This window comes from Nocardia sp. XZ_19_369, assembly GCF_015355715.1.
Classification (GTDB): Bacteria; Actinomycetota; Actinomycetes; order Mycobacteriales; family Mycobacteriaceae; genus Nocardia.
In genome coordinates this window covers 478,758-494,968 of record NZ_JACVED010000008.1, presented here as the reverse complement: position 1 = coordinate 494,968, position 16,211 = coordinate 478,758, and the positions used below count along the sequence as shown (strand labels likewise).

Annotated in this window: 20 protein-coding genes; 13 read left to right on the top strand and 7 right to left on the bottom strand. The window is 68.1% G+C overall.

Features of this window, described 5'->3' with window-relative positions; all coding sequences use genetic code 11:
- The first annotated feature begins 119 nt into the window (after positions 1 to 119).
- Positions 120 to 1,205 carry an amidohydrolase family protein gene (locus IBX18_RS30490; protein WP_194836934.1) on the top strand — a complete coding sequence of 362 codons (1,086 nt, stop codon included), beginning with the start codon at positions 120 to 122 and terminating at the stop codon, positions 1,203 to 1,205.
- A gap of 58 nt (positions 1,206 to 1,263) precedes the next feature.
- On the opposite strand, the gene IBX18_RS30485 is transcribed toward IBX18_RS30490, so the two are convergent.
- Positions 1,264 to 2,013 carry an IclR family transcriptional regulator gene (locus tag IBX18_RS30485; protein ID WP_194836933.1) on the bottom strand — a complete coding sequence of 250 codons (750 nt, stop codon included), beginning with the start codon at positions 2,011 to 2,013 and terminating at the stop codon, positions 1,264 to 1,266.
- A gap of 303 nt (positions 2,014 to 2,316) precedes the next feature.
- Between IBX18_RS30485 and IBX18_RS30480 the strand changes: the two genes are divergently transcribed.
- Positions 2,317 to 3,147, top strand: a complete 831-nt coding sequence (locus IBX18_RS30480) for a hypothetical protein (protein WP_194836932.1) — start codon at positions 2,317 to 2,319, stop codon at positions 3,145 to 3,147.
- A gap of 4 nt (positions 3,148 to 3,151) precedes the next feature.
- Here the strand turns inward: IBX18_RS30480 and IBX18_RS30475 are convergent, their stop codons facing one another.
- Both IBX18_RS30475 and IBX18_RS30470 read right to left on the bottom strand, forming a co-directional pair.
- On the bottom strand, positions 3,152 to 3,349 hold the full coding sequence (locus IBX18_RS30475; protein WP_135236151.1) for a hypothetical protein: 198 nt from the start codon (positions 3,347 to 3,349) through the stop codon (positions 3,152 to 3,154).
- A 61-nt stretch (positions 3,350 to 3,410) separates the two neighbouring features.
- Positions 3,411 to 3,617: a CsbD family protein gene (locus IBX18_RS30470; RefSeq protein ID WP_107655425.1), complete on the bottom strand. Its 207-nt coding sequence runs from the start codon at positions 3,615 to 3,617 to the stop codon at positions 3,411 to 3,413.
- A 167-nt stretch (positions 3,618 to 3,784) separates the two neighbouring features.
- On the opposite strand from IBX18_RS30470, the gene IBX18_RS30465 reads away from it, so the two are divergent.
- From IBX18_RS30465 to IBX18_RS30420, 10 genes are all read left to right on the top strand, one after another.
- Positions 3,785 to 4,351, top strand: a complete 567-nt coding sequence (locus IBX18_RS30465) for a sigma-70 family RNA polymerase sigma factor (protein ID WP_306796485.1) — start codon at positions 3,785 to 3,787, stop codon at positions 4,349 to 4,351.
- Positions 4,342 to 4,944: an Asp23/Gls24 family envelope stress response protein gene (locus IBX18_RS30460; RefSeq protein ID WP_194836930.1), complete on the top strand. Its 603-nt coding sequence runs from the start codon at positions 4,342 to 4,344 to the stop codon at positions 4,942 to 4,944. The genes IBX18_RS30465 and IBX18_RS30460 overlap by 10 nt, the downstream gene beginning before the upstream one ends.
- The gene (locus IBX18_RS30455; protein WP_194836929.1) at positions 4,941 to 5,318 is read left to right on the top strand and encodes an Asp23/Gls24 family envelope stress response protein; all 378 of its coding nucleotides are present in this window, start codon (positions 4,941 to 4,943) and stop codon (positions 5,316 to 5,318) included. The genes IBX18_RS30460 and IBX18_RS30455 overlap by 4 nt, the downstream gene beginning before the upstream one ends.
- 46 nt (positions 5,319 to 5,364) lie before the next feature.
- Complete coding sequence (locus IBX18_RS30450; protein ID WP_194836928.1) at positions 5,365 to 5,682, top strand: hypothetical protein; 318 nt, start codon at positions 5,365 to 5,367, stop codon at positions 5,680 to 5,682.
- Positions 5,683 to 5,780: 98 nt separating this feature from the next.
- The gene (locus tag IBX18_RS30445; protein ID WP_194836927.1) at positions 5,781 to 6,281 is read left to right on the top strand and encodes an Asp23/Gls24 family envelope stress response protein; all 501 of its coding nucleotides are present in this window, start codon (positions 5,781 to 5,783) and stop codon (positions 6,279 to 6,281) included.
- Positions 6,282 to 6,470 (top strand): hypothetical protein, encoded by a 189-nt coding sequence (locus IBX18_RS30440; RefSeq protein WP_107655431.1) that lies wholly within the window; start codon positions 6,282 to 6,284, stop codon positions 6,468 to 6,470.
- Entirely contained in the window at positions 6,467 to 6,793 is a 327-nt protein-coding gene (locus IBX18_RS30435; RefSeq protein WP_194836926.1) for an Asp23/Gls24 family envelope stress response protein, read from the top strand. Before IBX18_RS30440 ends, IBX18_RS30435 begins: the two co-directional genes overlap by 4 nt.
- Entirely contained in the window at positions 6,790 to 7,326 is a 537-nt protein-coding gene (locus tag IBX18_RS30430) for a DUF6286 domain-containing protein (protein WP_194836925.1), read from the top strand. Before IBX18_RS30435 ends, IBX18_RS30430 begins: the two co-directional genes overlap by 4 nt.
- Positions 7,326 to 7,901: an alkaline shock response membrane anchor protein AmaP gene (locus IBX18_RS30425; RefSeq protein WP_194836924.1), complete on the top strand. Its 576-nt coding sequence runs from the start codon at positions 7,326 to 7,328 to the stop codon at positions 7,899 to 7,901. The genes IBX18_RS30430 and IBX18_RS30425 overlap by 1 nt, the downstream gene beginning before the upstream one ends.
- Positions 7,902 to 8,245: 344 nt before the next feature.
- The gene (locus tag IBX18_RS30420) at positions 8,246 to 8,614 is read left to right on the top strand and encodes an STAS domain-containing protein (RefSeq protein WP_194836923.1); all 369 of its coding nucleotides are present in this window, start codon (positions 8,246 to 8,248) and stop codon (positions 8,612 to 8,614) included.
- Between the two features lie 112 nt (positions 8,615 to 8,726).
- Here IBX18_RS30420 and IBX18_RS30415 read toward each other — a convergent pair whose 3' ends face one another.
- The 4 genes from IBX18_RS30415 to IBX18_RS30400 all read right to left on the bottom strand — a co-directional run bounded on the left by IBX18_RS30415 (position 8,727) and on the right by IBX18_RS30400 (position 13,162).
- Entirely contained in the window at positions 8,727 to 9,170 is a 444-nt protein-coding gene (locus tag IBX18_RS30415) for a response regulator (RefSeq protein ID WP_194836922.1), read from the bottom strand.
- Between the two features lie 70 nt (positions 9,171 to 9,240).
- On the bottom strand, positions 9,241 to 10,965 hold the full coding sequence (locus IBX18_RS30410; protein WP_194836921.1) for an ATP-binding protein: 1,725 nt from the start codon (positions 10,963 to 10,965) through the stop codon (positions 9,241 to 9,243).
- Positions 10,962 to 12,254, bottom strand: coding sequence for a PP2C family protein-serine/threonine phosphatase (locus tag IBX18_RS30405; protein WP_194836920.1), 1,293 nt, complete (start codon positions 12,252 to 12,254; stop codon positions 10,962 to 10,964). Before IBX18_RS30405 ends, IBX18_RS30410 begins: the two co-directional genes overlap by 4 nt.
- Before the next feature lie 308 nt (positions 12,255 to 12,562).
- The gene (locus IBX18_RS30400) at positions 12,563 to 13,162 is read right to left on the bottom strand and encodes a hypothetical protein (RefSeq protein ID WP_194836919.1); all 600 of its coding nucleotides are present in this window, start codon (positions 13,160 to 13,162) and stop codon (positions 12,563 to 12,565) included.
- 465 nt (positions 13,163 to 13,627) lie between these two features.
- On the opposite strand from IBX18_RS30400, the gene IBX18_RS30395 reads away from it, so the two are divergent.
- Positions 13,628 to 16,198 carry an MFS transporter gene (locus tag IBX18_RS30395; protein WP_194836918.1) on the top strand — a complete coding sequence of 857 codons (2,571 nt, stop codon included), beginning with the start codon at positions 13,628 to 13,630 and terminating at the stop codon, positions 16,196 to 16,198.
- Positions 16,199 to 16,211: the final 13 nt, after the last annotated feature.

Genomic DNA, 16,211 nt, shown 5'->3' with positions numbered 1-16,211 from the left:
ATTACAAGAACACTGCGTTACCACTTCGTGTGCGGACAAATCCACTGGCGGCTACTAACGTTCCGTAGCGGAGCGGTCGCACCCCTCGCCGCTGCACGACTACCGCACCGGAGGTTTGCGTGACCGTCGACTCCCCAGCGATCGGCAAGACCGCTCTGCGCAACGTCCGTGTCTTCGATGGCGCGGAGCTGACCGAGCCGACCACGGTGGTGATCGACGGCGCGGTGATCGGCACCGACGCCGGCGGCGCCGAGAGTATCGACGGCCACGGCGCGATCCTGCTACCCGGCCTGATCGATGCCCACGTGCACCTACACGGCCCGGAATCGCTCGACCAGCTCGTCGCGCACGGCGTCACCACAGCGTTGGACATGACCACCTGGCCGCCCGAGCATCTCGCGGCGCTGCGTAACCAGCCGGGCACCACCGACATTCGCAGCGCGGGAACGCCGATCATCGGTCCGGGCGGTACCCACGCCCGCATTCCCGGCATGGCCGAGCACGCGGTCATCCACGGCCCGGAGGCGGCCGAGGCGATGGTCGCCGAGCGTGCCGCGGCCGGCTCGGACTACATCAAATTGGTGCTCGAAGCGCCGGGAGAGGGCGGCCCGGACGAAGCCTCCGCCAAAGCGGTCATCACCGCCGCGCGGGCCAAGGACCTCCGAATCGTCATCCACGCAGCATCTTTGGGCGCCTACGCACTGGCACTGGACGTCGGCGGCGACGTCATCACCCACGTCCCCATGGACGGTCAACTGCCCGCGGAGGCGGTGCGCCGGATGGCCGAGGAAGGGCGCGTCGCCGCGCCGACCCTGGTCATGATGCAGGGCGTAGCAACAACTTTGGGCATCCTGGGTTTCGCCGACTGCCTCGCCAGCGTCGCGACGCTGCACGCCGCCGGTGTGCCCGTCCTCGCGGGCAGCGACGCCAACGCCGAACCCGGCGTCCCCTTCCAGCCTGCGCACGGCGACTCGCTGCACCGCGAGCTGGAGCTGCTCGTCACCGCGGGCCTGCCCCCGGCCGAAGCGCTGCGCGCCGCGACCACGGCGCCCGCCGCCCACTTCGGCCTGTCCGACCGCGGCACGATCGCACCGGGCATGCGCGCCGATCTCGTGCTGCTCGACGGCGACCCGCTGGCCGACATCCACGCCACCCGCGCCATCACCCAGGTTTGGTGTGGTGGCGTTTCACACGCGATGAGTTAGGTGCGAGCCGTCGGGGTGCCGCCCCACTGCCTGGGCGGCACCCCCACGACTCCCGCTCTCAGAGCGACATGACCCCCTGCGACCGCAGCAGCCGCGTGAGATTGGCGCTCACCAGCCCCGCCGTGCGCACCACCGCCTCGGCCAGCGCGGGCAGCCGGTTCAGCTCACCCACCGTCGCCGCCAGCGCGGCGACCACCTCGCCGCCCGGGCCGCGCACCGGCGCCGCGACGCAGGCCAGCCCGAACCGGCTCAGGTCGGTGTCGTAGGCGAGTCCCCGCTCCCGTGCCAGCGTGACCTGACGGCTCCACTCGCGGTGCGAAAACCCCTCGGGTGGTTGGTGATTCGGATGACCGATGGCCAGCACCTGTTCGGCGGCGGTGCCCGAGGGCAGCAGCGTCCCCGCCCGCAGCGGGAAGACCGCATCGATCTCCCGTCCGATGCCGCCGATCAGCATCGTGTGCCCCCGATCGGTCACCGAGAGACTGAATCCGCCCCGATCCGAGGTCGCCGTCAGTTGCCCGAGCGGCCGGGCCGAGGCAGCCCGCAGCAACCGCGCCGGTTGCCAGGTCTGCCCGAGCCGAAACACCCGGGGGCCGATCTGATAGCGCCCGCTGCGGCGCTGCACTGCTCCTTCCGCGACCAATTGATTGAGTAACCGATAGGCCGTTGCCTTCGGTAGTCCTGCCGCCGACGCGAGCTGGGTCAACCCCAGCTCGGCACCGTGCGCGAGCGCCTCCAGCAGGGCAAATGCCCCCTCGAGCACACCACGGCCCCCCAAGGCCGCCTTTTCCATCGTCGCTTCGTTCACTCTCTGTCCTCCCGTGCAGATACTGCAACGAACCGAGCACGTGCTTCTTATCGTTCGCGGTCCGACAAATGGAACGCTCGGTTCGCTCATCAGACCGACAACTACCCCGACCCGCCGGCCGGCTACAGCATTGGCTCCGTCGCGCTGAACGGGCACCGGCGGTTTTTGCTACAGGGAAGAGTCTCCGGTCCGCGCCCTTCACTCACGTTTCATCGACGTCTCACGGGACCGAGATGCGGGGTAATCGGCGGTGCGACGACCACTCGGGGGAAATTTCGGGCAGACGAAATCGAGGGAGATCCAATGGTCGACACTTTTTTCGCGGACGTGTCATATTTTCAGGTCCCGGTGGACGATTCCTATCCGCACGCGATACTCAGCTTCCGGTCCAACGACGGCGACTTCCGTGACGCCAACTTCGCCGCGAACTACGAATGGGCTTGCCGGGCCGTCGATTCGGGACGCCTGGCGTGCTTCATCGTGTATTTCTACTGGCGGCCGAACTGGCTGGAGACCGTCGAAACACACCGCGACATGGTCGCGCGAATGGGCGGTCCGCACCCGCGGATGATCAGCATGATCGACGTCGAATCGGGCGGTAATCCCGGCGGCGACCACTCCGACGGCATCAACGCGTCGTACTGGAATCTGGTCGATTGGCTCGGGGACCGGCGGCGGGTGATCGCCTACGCGAATCGCGGCGACTTCTTCGATATGTGGGCCGACCGCCCCGAAGGAGTGCGCATGGTCGGCGCGGGCTACGGCCGCAATCCGAATCTGCCCGGCCAGCTCGCCCACCAATACACCGACGGTCAGGGCTTCGGCGGCGGCCTGCCCGAGGGCTGCCCGCCGTTCGGCGACTGCGACATGAACATCGCCTACGAAATGTCGCCCCAGGACTTCGCCGCGGCGTGCGGCGTCGGATTAGAGGAGGAATTCATGTCCGCATTGAACGAAACGGAACAGCGCGAGCTGCTGGACAAGACCCGGGAGATCTGGATCCAGCTGCACGGCCCCCAGGGCTCCGGCTGGCCGCAGCTCGGCCAGAACGAGCAGGGTCAGAACCGCACCCCGGTCGACGCGCTCGCGGCCGTGGAGGACGCGCTGCAAAGCCCCCGGAAAAAGGTCGGCTAGCTCGTCAAGCCTTGTGCGACAAGATGTTCAGCACAACGACGAGGCCGACCACGATGGCGGCGCACGCGGCGACGGTCGCGACGACCGACTGTGTCATGGCGGCGACGCCGATGGTCAAGGCCAGGCAGGTGGCCGCGGCCAGCAGCGCGGTGCCCGGTTCGGCACCGGCGATTCTGGTCGGTCGATGATCGATCACAGTCATACCTTTGTTCGAGCCGGGCGGCGTGCGGCCGGATCAACGGCCGCACGCCACTCGGGGCGGGCTACTTGCCCAGCGCGTTCTTTGCCTTGTCCACCGCGTCACCGATGGCGTCCTTGACGTTCTCCACCGCGCCCTTGACCGCGGACTCGACCTGGTCCGCCTTGCCTTCGGCGCGCAGATCGTCGTCGCCGGTCGCGTTGCCCGCGGCTTCCTTCGCCTTGCCACCGAACTCGTCGACCTTGTTGCCGATCTTGTCGCTCAGAGACATCGAAACCTCCGCTGTGTCGCGGCACATCCGGGTTGGATGCACACGCTGTATAGACACGGCCGCTCAGCGAAGCGCACGCAGCAACCATTGAGACAACGATCACGTCATACTGGACGTGACGCTTTCCGATCCCCGGTGTCTACCTGATGAGCGGTGGAGGAGGTGCTGTGACCACGACAGAAACGGTTACCGAGACCGCGCCTGACGATGCGACCCTGGTGAGCAGGGCGCGCGACGGCGATATGAGAGCCTATGAGCAGCTAGTGCTGCGCTATCAAGGGCAGATGTTTCGCCTCGCGGTCAAGATGCTCGCCGACCGCTCCGACGCCGAAGACGTCGTCCAGGAGGTATTCCTGGGTGCGTGGCGCAGGCTGCCACAGCTCAACGATGACGCCGCCTTCGTCGGCTGGCTGTATCGGATGACCACCAACCGCTGTTTGAATGTGATCCGGGCGCGTCGGCCGACGGTCGAGGTCGACCCGGAGACCACCGAATCGCCCCGCTCGGATACCCAACCCGAGCATGCCGTTCAGGTGAGCACCCAACTGGAGGCGCTGAACGCGGCGCTCCAACTGCTCACGCCCGAACAGCGCGCCTGCTGGCTGTTGCGCGAGGTGCACGGGCTGACCTACGAGGAGATCGGCGACATCGTCGAAGTGAACACGACGGCGGTGCGCGGCCGGATAGCCCGAGCACGAGCCCATTTGTCCGAGGTGATGAAACCATGGCGGTGAACGGAACTACTGAAGAGGATTACCGGCTGCCCTGCGGCCGCGAGATCGAACATGTCTGGGATCGGCTCGACGCGGTCGAGGCGGGACTCGGTGACGAACACGAGAAGACCTGCCCGCACTGCCGGTCGGCCAGGGACAGCCTGCTGGCCCTGCGCGTCGCGACCAAGGAACTCATCGACGAACCGGACCCGCCGCCGCCCGACCTGACCGGGCGCATCATGTCCGCGGTGCGCGCGGAGGCTCGGCGCGGCCGGACTTTGGTACTGCCCACGCCCGCGCCGGGCACGGTCGAGGTGAGCGAACAGGCCGTCGCCACCGTGCTGCGCTATGCCGCGGATTCGGTGCCGGGTGTGCGTGCCAGGCAGTGCCGGGTGCGCCGCGTCGGGATGGGGATGGACGGCGAGACCGAGGTGGCGGTCGACTTGGCCGTGGCCATCCGGTTCGGGCACACCACCGTCGGCGACGCGCTGCCGCTGGTGCGCGAGCGGGTCACCGCCGCACTCGCCGCGCAGGTCGGTCTGGTGCTCACCACGCTGGATCTGGTGGTCGCCGACATCTATGAGGACGACGAGACGGGGGACGCGCAGCGATGACGACCGATGCTGTTTCCGAGGTGCGCATCGAGGCCCCGGTCGTTGCCGCGGTGGCCGCGCAGGCGGCGTGCGCGACGCCCGGCGTCATCCGCCTCGAACCCGGTGTGCGCGGGCTGGTCTCGTCGCTGGTGCGGGTCGGCAAGCAGCGCCTGACGACCGCCGACCCCGCGGCGTCCGAAGGTGTCCGGGTGCGTAGAAGCGCCTCGGGTGCGCTGAGTGTGCAAGTGGACGTGGTGATTTCGGCCGAGCGCGCCGCGGCGGTGATCGGTCACGCGGTGCAACAGGAGGTTTCGCGGGTGGTGTTCGAGCAGACCGGGCAGACGGTCGACGAGGTCTCGGTGTCGATTCTCGATATCGAGCCGGAACGGTCGTGAACAGCGTGCGTCAGCAGGTGAACCGAGCACGGGTAAGGGCGGTGTCGTGACTGCTACCAGCGACCTCATCGCCGTGATCCTGGGCGCGCTGGACACGATCGACGGTATCCGCCCCGCGACGCCCCTCGGCGGGGAGAGCCCGGCCTGGTGGCCTTGGGACGCACGAGGTTTCGCGATCGACGTCGGCCCGAGCCGGGTGGAGGTGCGGGTCGCCGCCGCCGAATTGCCGTTGACGCCCCTGCTGGAGAAGGCCACCGAGGCCGTGCGCGCCGCACTCGCCGACACCGACTGGGCCGACGCCCGCCTGCGCCTGGTGGTGACCGAACTCGACGCCGGCGCCTTCGGCAGTGAGGAGGTTACCTAGCTCACACCCCAACGCCCGTGACGTTCCGGACCGGACAGGTGTCGATCTATATGAAGGCGATATCCGATGCACCGCAAGGGAAATCAGGAGGAGCAGCAATGAGCGCGACGACAACCACCGACAAGAGCACGGACAACAAGGCAGCTGCGGACAACAAGGCGCCGGCGAACCGGGCTTCCGCCGGATCGCCGGACAAGGACAGCAAGCTGGTCAGCGACCAGGGCACCACCTCCATCGCCGACATCGTCGTGCAGAAGGTTGCCGGGCTCGCGGCCCGCGAGGTGCGCGGCGTACACGCGCTGGGCGGCGGGGCGGCGCGGGCGTTCGGTGCCATCCGGGATCGCATCCCCGGCGCGTCCACCAATGTCGGCCAAGGGGTTTCGGTCGAGGTCGGCGAGACCCAGGCCGCCGTCGACCTGGAGCTCGTCGTCGAATACGGCGTCGCCATCGCCGAATTGGCGCGAGCGGTGCGCCGCAACGTGATCAACGCGATCGAGCAGATGACCGGGCTGGACGTGGTCGAGGTCAACATCAACGTCAACGACGTCTACATCCCGGGTGACGACGATGAACCCGAGCAGAGCAGCCGGGTGCAGTAGATGAGCGCCACAGCGATCTGCCTCGCGGTCGGTCTCGCGCTGGGCTTCGCCGGTGCGTTCGGCGGCTTCGGCGCCTTCACCATCGTGCTGCTGTTCGCCGCGCTCGGCCTGCTGGTCGGGCGCTGGCTCGACGGCGAACTCGACCTGGCCGGGTTGCTCCAATCGGCGCAGGGCAAGGGCAGACGATGACCACGGCCGTCGTCACGGACGAGTATCCCGGCGGGCTCACGGTCGCGCCGCGCGCGGTCCGGCGCATCGTCGAGCAGGCCGCCCGCGAGGTGGACGGCGTGGGTGCCGACGTGCGGGTCGACGCCGAGGTCTACCCGGACCGCACCGCCCTGGCGGTCCGGTTGCCGATCAGCTATCCCTCGCCGATCGGCCGGGTGACCGAGGCGTGCCGCGCGCATCTGGCCAGCCGGACGCGTGAGCTGACCGGCCTCGCGGTGACCGCCATCGACATCGAGGTGGCCGAGCTGACCACCGAAACCGCTGCGGAAAGGAGAGTCCGGTGATCCGCAGGCCGCGTCGAGTAGGTCCGGCGATCCTGATTGCGGTGCTGCTGCTGGCCGTCTGCGTCGCGGTGGCGGTGTCGTTGATCCAGCGCCTGGTCGGCGCGCACGAGTTCGTTTCCTACGACTCGGTGGCCGCCGATCTGCACGGCATGGAGTGGCACGACATGCCGGTGCTCGGCGTGGGTATCGCGGCGATGGTGTTCGGTTTCGTGCTGCTCGCGCTGGCGCTGTGGCCCGGCCGGGCCGCGGTGCTGCCGCTCGCCGCCGACGACGGCATCTCCGCCGGGGTGACGCGCGGGGGACTACGTACGGCCCTGCGCAGCGCCGCGGGCACGGTGGACGGCGTCAGCACCGCCCGGATCCGGTTGCGTCGCAAAGCGGTCAAGGTCTCCGCCCGCACCGATCGCGCGGGCTCGGAGGGCCTGCCCGAGGAGATCTGCGAGCGGCTCACCCGCCGCGTTCAGGAGATCGGCCCGCAGCGGGTGCGCCACGTGCGCGCCAAGCTGCGGGGACCGAAGACGGGAGAGGTGTGATGGTGCGAACCAACCGTCCGGCCACGTTGAACCGGACCCTGCTCGGGCTGACCGGCCTGCTCTTGCTCGCCGCGGGCCTCCTGGCCGTTGCCGCGCACTACGGGCGGCTGCGCTGGGTCCAGTCCGACGACACCGTGGTTCCCGGCACCGACGCACCGCCGACCTGGGTGCTGTGGGCCGCCGTCGCCGTCGCCGTGCTGGTCGGCCTGCTGTGTCTGCGCTGGCTGCTGGCGCAGGTGTTCCGGATGCCGAAGTCGGTCACTTGGCGGACCGGCGGCACCGAGTGGGCAGGCACCACCGTGCTCGCCTCGTCGACCGCCGCGGCCCCGGTCGCCGCGGATATCGAGAGCTACCCGGGTGTGCGCACCGCCTCGGCCTGGTTGTCCGGCGAGCGCACCGCACCGGAACTGCACCTGATCGTGACGGCCGAACCGCATGCCGACATCGCCGAACTGCGTCGCAAGATCCTCGGCCACGCGGTCACCCGGCTGCGCGCGGCATTGGAGGTCGAAGTGATTCCCGTGACATTGGAGCTGGACTTCGCCGAGGATCGCCGGCCCGCCCGAGTGCGCTGACAGTCGGCAGCTGCGCACGCGACTCGGCCCGATCGTCCGACCTCAGGCGGCATCAGGCCAGGTGGGGCCCGCGACCGCTGGAGCCCGCGCCGGCTTCGCACGGTGCGTTGGCGAACCGGCACGCCGCAGGCCCAGGCGGGCGCAACAACCGAGGTCCGACTACGGTAGTTTGGCGAGTTGGATCATCTCCGCGCCGTGTTCGGGCGGGCGGAGGGTCGACGCGTCGGAGGTAGCGAAGTGGCGATGCCAGGCAACCGGTTTGGTGTAGCAGGCTCAGGTCGGTCGAGCCGAGGTGGAACGGCGCCCGCTGGCGCCGTGTGCGTCGGCGTTCAGGAGGATGCCCGATGAGCGCGGACGGAAAGGCCAAGAGCCTGGAGACGGACGTGCGGTCGGTGGATTCCACCCGGATCCTGTCGCTCACCGGGGAAATCGATATGGCCTCCGCCCCGCAGTTCCAGGCTGCGGTGGACGAAGCCCTGCGCGACCAGCCGAACACGCTGGTGGTGGACCTGTCCCTGGTGGAATTCTTCGGCTCCGCCGGATTGAGCGTGCTGCTCGTCGCCGCGGAGTCGCTGCCGTCGGGTCAGCTGCGCGTGGTGGCCTCACCGCCGGTGCGCCGCCCGATCGAGGTGACCGGCTTGGACAAGCTGCTCAGCGTGCACAACACCGTGGACGACGCGCTGTCCGTCGAGGAACCGCGCCGCCCGGCTTAGGTCCGAGCGGAACTGCCGGAGTCCGGATCGATCGTCGCCGGAGCCGGATCAGCGTTGCCGGGACTGGATCAGCGTTGCCAGGGGCTGGGGCAACGCTGTCCTGACCCGCGAATCAGTGGAGTCGAGGAAGCCGGACGACCTGGACGAAGAAATCGTCGATGTGCTTGATGGCCGCGACGAACTGATCCAGGTCGACCGGCTTCGTCACGTAAGCGTTGGCGTGCAACTTGTAGCTGCGCAGGATGTCTTCCTCGGCCGCCGACGTGGTGAGCACGACCACCGGGATGTGCGACAGATCCGGGTCCGCCTTGATCCGTTCGAGCACCTGACGTCCGTCGTATCTCGGTAGATTCAGGTCGAGCAGGATCAGATCCGGCCGCGGGGCCTCCGCGTACTCGCCCTGCCGGTAGAGGAAGTCGAGCGCCTCCTGTCCGTCGTGCGCGACGTGCAGGGTGTTGCCGATCTTGTTGTCCTCGAACGCTTCCCGAGTCATCAACTCGTCGCCGGGATCGTCTTCGACGAGCAGGATGTCGATGGGCTGAGCGGGGATGGACAAAAGCAATCTCCTTGTGGTGTGGCTGACTCACGATGGGGCACAGCCGGTTCGGTGAAATGGTAGAGCGGAGTCAGCTCGCCGGGCTGGGTGAGCTTGTTTGATCGACTGGACTGGGGTCGCCGTCCGCACCGGCGTCGCTGAGCGAAATGGTTTCGCTGTACGAGGTTCGCTGCTCGCTGTCGCCGGGTGCGCTCGAATCGTCGGCCGGCTCGGATTCGCCTTCTGCCACCGGCGAATTCAGCGTGAACCAGAAGCGGGTGCCGCCGGTGTACTCGGTATCGAGCCAGATCTTCCCGCCGTGATGCTCGACGATCTTCTTGCACAGGGCCAGCCCGATACCGGTGCCGGTGTACTCCTCCCGGCTGTGCAGCCGCTGGAAGATCACGAACACCTTCTCCGCGAACTCGGGTGGGATGCCGATCCCGTTGTCCGACACCGAGAACAGCCACCCGCCGGTGTCGCCGTCCGGCACACAGTCGAGCCGGACGACGGGCGACCGGTCGGGCTCGCGGAACTTGATCGCGTTGCCGATCAGGTTCTGCCACAACATGGTCAGCAGGGTCGGATCGCCGGTGATCTCCGGCAGTTCGTCCGGGCGTTCCAGCTCCAGATCGTTGTCCTCGGCGGCCGCAGCGAGATTGGCGATCGCCTTGTCCAGGGTCTGGTCGAGACCGATCGGCACGTTGCCGTCGATGACCCGGCCGACCCGGGAGAAGGTGAGCAGATCGTTGATCAGCACCTGCATGCGCTTGGCGCCGTCCACCGCATAGGCGATGTATTGGGTTGCGCGCTCGTCCAATTGGCCCGCGTACCGCTTCTCCAGCAGCTGGCAGAACGCGGCGACCTTGCGCAGCGGCTCCTGTAGATCGTGCGAGGCCACATAGGCGAACTGTTCGAGTTCGGCGTTGGAGCGGCGCAGCTCCGCGGTCTGCGCGTCCAGCTCGGTCGTCTGCTCGGCCAGTACGGCTTCCTGGACGCGGGAAGACTCCAACTCGGCGACGACCCGGCGGCGCATGCTCTCCACCGCCTCCGCGACGGTGGCCAGGTCGGCGGGTCCGTGCGCGGCGATGTGGTGGGCGAAGTCGCCGTCGGCGACGCGCAGCGAGGCGGCCTCCAGATAGTCCAGCGGCCGCGCGACCAGCCTGCGCACCAGCAGCGTCAACGCGATCGCGGCCAGCAGGAACACAGCGACCATGCTTGCCAGCACGGTATCCCGCGCATCCCGAGTACTTTCCAGCTCGGCGCGTTCCCGGTCGATCTCGGCGGCGAGGTCGGCGTCCTGCTTGGTGAACAGGGTGCGGACGTTGTCGAAGTCCGCTTTACCCCGCGCGGCTGTGGGCTCGTCGACGGCGCCGGTGCCGCGGGCGGCCACCGCGACGGTCAACGGCTCGGCGTAGCCGGTGCGCCACTCGTCGGCCGCGCGTTCGAGCGCGTCGAGGTCGGCGAGCAGTTCCGGACGGCCCGCGAGCAGCTCGCGGATCCGAGCCGCGGCCCGCGCCTCCACCTGCTTGCCCTCGTAATACGGTGCGAGGAACTGCGAGTCGGCGGCGATGGCGTAGCCACGGATGCCGGTCTCCTGGTTGAGCAGCGCGCTTTGCAAGCGGTAGGTCTCGGCGGTGGCGGGCTGCAACCCGTTCACCATCCGGTCGGCGACCCGGTTGGTCTTGGTGAGTTGATGGGCACCGATCGCGGTGCCCACGATCACCAGGATCACCATGAGGGCCAGCACGAGCATGAACCAGCCCTGCACGGTCAGCCGACCGGCGATGGACTGCTTCCTGGGGGATGTCGTCATCGATTGTCCTGATTCAGGTCTCGGTGATGCCACTGCAAGTACATGACCGCTACGTCGTCCTCGAGGCCGCCGTGCGACTCGGCGAGCGCTTCGGCACGCCGGATCAGCTCGTCGACGAACGCCGAGGGCTCGGCGGCGGTGACGGTGCGGGCCAGCTCCAGCAGGCCCTCCTCCCCGAGCCGGTCCTCGCCCACGGTGGTGTGTCCCTCGAACAGTCCGTCGGTGAACAGCATCAGGCCGGAGCCGACGGGCAGCGTGATCTCGTGGGTGGTCCAGTCGGCACGGCCGGGCAGGAAGCCGAGGGCAGGACCGCCCGGCACCTCGACCCAGTCCACCGCCGAGCCGGTGCGCAACAGCATGCCGGGATGCCCGGCCCTGGTCACCAGCACACGACGGTCGTCCGGGCACAGGGTCAGGCTGGTCAGGGTGGCGAAGGTCTGCTTGCCGGTGCGTTCGGCGAGCAGCACCTCCTCCAGCAGCCGCAGCTGACGGATACCGGAGATATCGCTGAGCACCAGGGTGCGCCAGGCCAGCCGCAGCGCCACCCCGGTCGCGGCCTCGTCCGGGCCGTGGCCCGCGACATCGCCGATCAGCGCGTGCACGGTGCCGTCGGCCTGCTGCACGACGTCGTAGAAGTCGCCGCCGAGCAGGGCGTTGGCCCGGCCGGGGCGATAGCGCGCGACGATGTCGACCGAGCGTTCACCGCGCAGCAGCGGGGTGGGTAGCAGGCCGCGCTCGAGTCGCGCGTTCTCCTGCGCACGCATCTGGCTCGCCCGCAGTGCCGCCGCGGCGCGTTCGGCCTGCTTACGCTGAATGGCGTAACGCAGTGCGCGACCGAATAATTCGGGCTCGATCCGGCCTTTGATCAGATAGTCCTGAGCGCCGGCCGCCACCGCGGCCAGGCCGATCTGTTCCTGGTCCAGCCCGGTGAGCACCACCACCGCCACCTGGTCGGTGTACTCACGCACCGTGGCCAGCGCCTCCAGCCCCTGCGCATCCGGCAGGTGCAGGTCGAGCAGCACGCAATCGGGCAGCTCGACGGCCAGCCGTTGGCGGGCCTCGGCCGCGGATCGCACCCACCGCACGGGCAGGCCGGGTGCGCCGTCGGCGATCAACTCCTCGACAAGCAAGGCATCGGCCTGATCGTCCTCGATCAGCAATACCGAGAGGTCCGGCCAGTTCCAGACGGCGGCGCGCTCGGGCGGACGCACCGGAATCGGAGCCGCTCCGGGGGCCTTGCCGTCGCTACCGCCGAGAAGGCTGACCCGCCCACTCTGCCCGGAAAGCATCGACTCGGGTCTCCTTCCAATCCGCGTCACTACTCGGTCGCCGTGACACACGACTAACGCGGAGTACCCACATTCGCGAGGCGCACCCTCCGGGCCTTGTACCGCACGACGCGACAACATTACCGTCCCGAAACAGTGGGTCCGGCCGCCGACCGGATCCGCGGGTGTGGTGCACAGCTCGATTCCTCCCGTGATCGACGCAGCTCACACCCGCTGAACGTGCGTCTGCGCCGGAGGTCGCCGTTGATCATCGAACGGGCGGTTCGGCGCGTCGGACGTGCTGAACCGTCGCGCTGCGTTTCCCGGGGCTATCCGGCGCGCCAGGTCGTGAAGTCGAACTCGAGGTATTGCTCAGCGGCGGAAGGGATGTGCGTGAGCGTGAGATCGGCGAGGTTGCCCTGGTCGGTCTGCACGCAGAGGTGGCTGTCGAGGGGCAGGTGGTAGACGTTGTCGAGAGTTTTGGTCCAGGCGCCGGGCGCGATCGTTGTGCAGCGGTCGAGGCCGGCGTCGGCGCGCGGGATGGCGAATCGCGCGGCGCCGTGGGTCATGGCGTTGAGGGAGTCGCCGGTTCTGGAAGGGCTCATGTCCACACCGGGTTCGTTCTGATCGCGGATCTGCCCGGTGTCCAAGTCGATTCCCTCGACGTTGGCGATCCTGCGTTTCACACCGTGCGCGACCGTGGGCGGCGCGGTGGTTGTGGGTTGCGCGGACGGGCCGGCGGAAGTGGCGGGACCGGGGCCGCCGGACGCACTGGGTGTCGGCGACGGTGAATTGGAGCTCGCGCATTCGGCGACACCGACGACGACCGCGAGCACACCCGCGACACTGCCCACGATGGTCCAGAACAGCGCCGAGGTCCAGAAGTGTGTCGCGCCACGGTTGCCCGGTGCTGGTTCGTTGTCGGGCATCTGCTGCTTCCCCCTGTCGCCGGATGCTGGTCCGCGCCTGCGACAGGCGAACCGCAGCCCGCGCCGCAGAAGCTGCCCCGCCCGTGGCGAGACACGAAAGACCTTACATAGCAAGCGGCTATCCGTCTGTGGGTTTCGGTCAATGCCACCCGTGCTGGCAGTCGGCCGGCGCGCCGCTGTATTGTTCGCTTCAGCAACTAGTTGCTCGGATCACGCGAGCCTGCTGGTGAAAAAGGGGAGGGCTTACGCCCGTTGGCGGCCCGCAGCGCACCGGTATGCTCGCCGATCTGTCGCACGCTGAGAGTTCTACCAGCAGTAGTACAGAGCAGATCGTTTGTCGCACAGGGCTCGGCCGCGCGCCGGGCCGACCCACTCGACGGCCGCGCAGGTGCTCGCGGCGGCCGGCGAGGGATACGCGTGTTCGAGGACAACACCACAACGCAGCCGACCAGAATCAGGGCGCACATGACGAATTCCACCACCCAGGCAATGCCGCCGGGCCTGGAAGCCGGCGAGGGCACGGCACTGTCACACCGGCAGATCATGACCATTCTGTCCGGCCTGTTGCTCGGCATGTTCCTGGCCGCGCTGGATCAGAACATCGTGAGCGTGGCGATCGTGCGGATCGCCAACGACCTGCACGGCTTCGATGAACAGGCCTGGGCGACAACGGCTTACCTGATCACCGCGACGATCACCACGCCGCTCTACGGCAAGCTGGCCGACATCTACGGGCGTAAGCCGTTTTATCTCACGGCGATCGGGCTGTTCATCATCGGCTCGGTGGCCTGCACCTTCGCCGCCTCCATGTATCAGCTCGCCGGCTTTCGCGCGTTCCAGGGACTCGGCGCGGGCGGTTTGATGTCGTTGGCGTTCACCATCATCGGCGATATCGTGCCCGCCCGCGAACGCGTGCGCTACCAGGGCTATTTCATGATCGTCTTCGGTACCGCCACGGTGCTCGGGCCCGTGCTCGGCGGCTTCTTCTCCGACTATCAGACGCTCGGCGGGATCGACGGCTGGCGCTGGGTGTTCCTGGTGAACGTGCCGGTCGGCGTGCTCGCGTGGCTGGTCGTCGCGAAGGTGCTGAACGTGCCGCATCAGCGCCAGCGTCATCGCATCGACTGGCTCGGTGCGGTGGCGTTGACGATCGGCGTGGTGCCGCTGCTGGTCGTCGCCGAGCAAGGCAGACACTGGGGTTGGAGCTCGCACCGGTCGCTGCTCTGCTACGGGATCGGTGCGTTCGGGCTGCTGCTGTTCCTGCTCGTCGAGTTCCTGATGAAGGACGCGGCGCTGATTCCGTTGCGGCTGTTCAAGAGTTCGACGTTCAGCGTCACCATCGCGGGCGGGTTCATCGTCGGCGTCGCCATGTTCGGCGCCATCACCATGGTGCCGCAGTACTTTCAGGTGGTACGCGGCTTCACCCCGACCAACGCGGGTTTGCTGATGCTGCCGCTGGTGCTCGGCATCACGATCGGCGCACAGCTCGCCGGGCGGATCACCAAGAAGACCGGTCGCTACAAGATGCTGCCCGTGGCAGGTACTTTCGTCATCGCGGTCGGCTCGGCGCTGTTCGCGCAGGTGCACTACGACAGCCCGCTGTGGCAGCCGCTGGCCTACGGGGCGGTGATCGGGCTGGGGCTCGGCGGATGTATGCAGACGTTGATCATCGCGGCGCAGAACGCGGGCCCGCGGTCGGATATGGGTGTGTCGACCGCTTCGGCGACGTTCTTTCGTCAGATGGGCGGCACGCTCGGTGTCGCCGTGTTCCTGACGATCATGTTCAACCTGTTGCCCAACAAGATAATCGACGCGTTCGGTGGACAGTTGCCGCCCGAGTTCGGTGCGGATCAACTCACCGGTATTCAGAGCAATACCAGCGGGATCGAGTCTTTGCCGGATGCGTTGAAGGTGCCGATCCTGACCGGGTTCACCGACTCCATGCATGCGGTGTTCTATGTCGCGGCCGGGGTGGCGTTACTGGCGTGCCTGGTGCTCATGTTCATGAAAGAGATTCCGTTGCAGGATGCTCCGGTGCCTGTCACGGCATCGCCTGCCGCGGAATCGAGTTGGGACGAGGATCAGGTCTGGGAGGGTGCCGCGCAGGTACTTTCGGAACCAGAACCGGCAATGGCCGGAGCGGTCAGTAGTCACGGGTCGGGTGAGCACCTCGGCAACGGTTCGCACCAGTTCGCGGTGGCGGCAGCCGGTTCCGCGGTGACCGTGCTCGATGTGGACGGCTTCTCCGGCGATGACGACGGCACGATCGGCGGGCGTATTCGCCGCGAAGACGGTCATCCGGTGCCGCACGCCACGCTCACCCTGATCGACCAGCGTGGACATCAGGTGTCGCGAACGAGCGGAGATGCCAAGGGCGGCTATCTGATCGGCGTACCCGAGGGCGGCAGCTACGTGCTGATCGTCTCGGCTACCGGCCACCAACCGGCCGCGGTCACCGTGTCCATGGGCCCGCGCCCCCAGCACCTCGATCTCACGTTGCTCGGCTCCGGCGAGTTGTCCGGCGTCGTCCGCTCGGCCGCCCGCGGCACCCCGCTGGCCGGTGCGACCGTCACGCTGGCCGACCTGCAAGGCGACGTCGTCGGCACCGCGGTCACCGCCGCCGACGGCACCTACACCTGCCACGGCATCGTCACCGGCACATACACCCTGGTAGCCGTAGCCGAACACATGCGCCCCACCGCAACCGCCCTCATCGTCCCCGACACCGGCCTGCTCCGCCACGACATCGAACTCGCCGCCATGGCAGTCCTCACCGGCTGCGCGCTGTCCGAAGACGGCCGCCCGATCCCCGACGCCCGAATCAGCCTCCTCGACGCCACCGGCGACGTGACCGCCACCACCCGCACCGACGACAACGGCCACTACCTCATCCCCGACCTCCCCCAAGGCAGTTACACCATCGTCGCCCGCGGCTACCCCCCATCCACCAGCCAGGTCACCGTCACCGGTGGCGAAGTCAGCCACAACGTCGAACTCGCCTACCACCAGGATGATTCGCCCCCGACCCAGTCGTAACACCTGCCGCCTG